Genomic DNA, 1,875 nt, shown 5'->3' with positions numbered 1-1,875 from the left:
GGCCGAGCGGGCACCCGGCCGGGAAACGCAGCACTGCGAGCGACGCCGCCACATAATCTCATCCGACGCATATCATCGGATATGTGGCGCGCCACATATCCGTTGAGCGGCCATCTGTTCGTCTTCCGGGGGCGGAGCGGCGGGGTGATCAAGGTGATCTGGCACGACGGCCAGGGTGCCTGCCTGTTTACGAAGAAGCTCGAGCGTGGGCGGTTCATCTGGCCATCGGCGGCCGACGGCACGGTCGTGATCACGCCGGCGCAGCTCGGCTATTTGCTCGAAGGCATCGACTGGCGAATGCCGCAAAAAACCTGGCGTCCGACGTCGGCGGGATGAGCAAAACCGCTGGCATGGCGGGAGCGAATATGATTCCATCCCGCCATGACCGATGCGGCCGATCTGCTTCCCGACGACCTCGCCAGTGCGCACGCGATGATCCTCGCCGAGCGTGCAGCCCGCCGCGAAGCCGAAGCGCTTGCCGCCCGCGCCCAGGCCGTGAACGCACACTCGGATGCGCTGATCGCCCGGCTGCGGCTCGAGATCGAGAAGCTGAAGCGCGACATCCACGGCAGTCGCTCGGAGCGCAAGGCCCGGCTTCTCGAACAGATGGAGTTGCAGCTCGAGGAGTTGGAGGCCGACGCCAGCGAAGACGAACTGGCGGCGGAGATGGCGGCACGTTCCTCGACGGTCAGGGCCTTCGAGCGCAGGCGTCCATCGCGCAAGCCGTTTCCCGAGCATCTGCCGCGCGAGCGCGTCGTCATTGCCGCGCCTTCGAACTGCCCGTGCTGCGGCTCGGCCAAACTGGCGAAGCTGGGTGAAGACGTCACCGAGACGCTGGAGGTGATCCCGCGTCAGTGGAAGGTGATCCAGACCGTGCGCGAGAAGTTCTCTTGCCGCGAATGCGAGAAGATCACCCAGCCGCCGGCACCCTTCCATGTGACGCCGCGCGGCTTTGCCGGGCCGAACCTCTTAGCAATGATCCTGTTCGAGAAGTTCGGCCAGCACCAGCCGCTGAACCGGCAGAGTGAGCGCTATGCTCGCGAGGGCATCGACCTCAGCCTGTCGACGCTTGCCGACCAGGTCGGGGCCTGCGCCGCGGTATTAAAGCCGCTGCATGCGCTGATCGAAGCGCATGTGCTGGCCGCCGAACGACTGCATGGCGACGACACCACCTTGCCGATCCTGGCGAAGGGGAAGACCGATACGGGTCGCATCTGGACTTATGTCAGAGATGACCGGCCGTTCGGCGGGCAATCGCCACCGGCGGCGCTCTATTATGCCTCGCGCGACCGGCGGCAGGAGCATCCCGAGCGTCATTTGAAGAACTTCACCGGCATTCTGCAGGCCGACGCCTATGGCGGCTACAATCCGCTGTTCAAGGTGGATCGCGATCCCGTTCCGCTGACGCAGGCGCTGTGCTGGGCCCATTCTCGGCGCAAATTCTTCGTGCTTGCCGACATCGCCAGCAACGCCAAACGCGGAAAGAACGCCGCGCCGATCTCTCCGGTCGCGCTCGAGGCGGTCAAGCGCATCGACGCGCTGTTCGACATCGAGCGCGACATCAACGGTCTCTCCGCCACCTCGCGCCTGCAACGACGTCAGAAGGACAGCCGTCCGCTCGTTGATGAGCTTCAGACCTGGCTTCGATCTGAGCGAACAAAGCTGTCGCGCAGTTCACCGGTCACTGAGCCGATCGATTACATGCTGAAGCGCTGGGACGGCTTCACGACCTTCCTCGGCGACGGCCGGATCTGCCTCACCAACAACGCCGCCGAACGGGCGCTGCGCGGCTTCGCGAGACGTGTTTCATTATGCACCCCTTCGTTAAGTGTCTGTAAACATTGGAAGCGTGTCCGCATCAACATCGCGCAACGG

At 64.3% G+C, this 1,875-nt stretch carries 2 protein-coding genes; both read left to right on the top strand.

Annotated features, from left to right (window positions below):
• Window positions 1-33 precede the first annotated feature (33 nt).
• Entirely contained in the window at window positions 34-336 is a 303-nt protein-coding gene (gene tnpB / locus ATB98_RS00080) for an IS66 family insertion sequence element accessory protein TnpB (protein ID WP_234781822.1), read from the top strand.
• Between the two features lie 45 nt (window positions 337-381).
• On the top strand, window positions 382-1,875 hold a 1,494-nt coding region (gene tnpC, locus ATB98_RS00075), incomplete at its 3' end, for an IS66 family transposase (protein WP_234781821.1).

This window comes from Sinorhizobium saheli (assembly GCF_001651875.1).
In the GTDB taxonomy this organism is placed as follows: Bacteria; Pseudomonadota; Alphaproteobacteria; order Rhizobiales; family Rhizobiaceae; genus Sinorhizobium; species Sinorhizobium saheli.
This window is presented reverse-complemented; position numbering and strand designations above follow the sequence as displayed.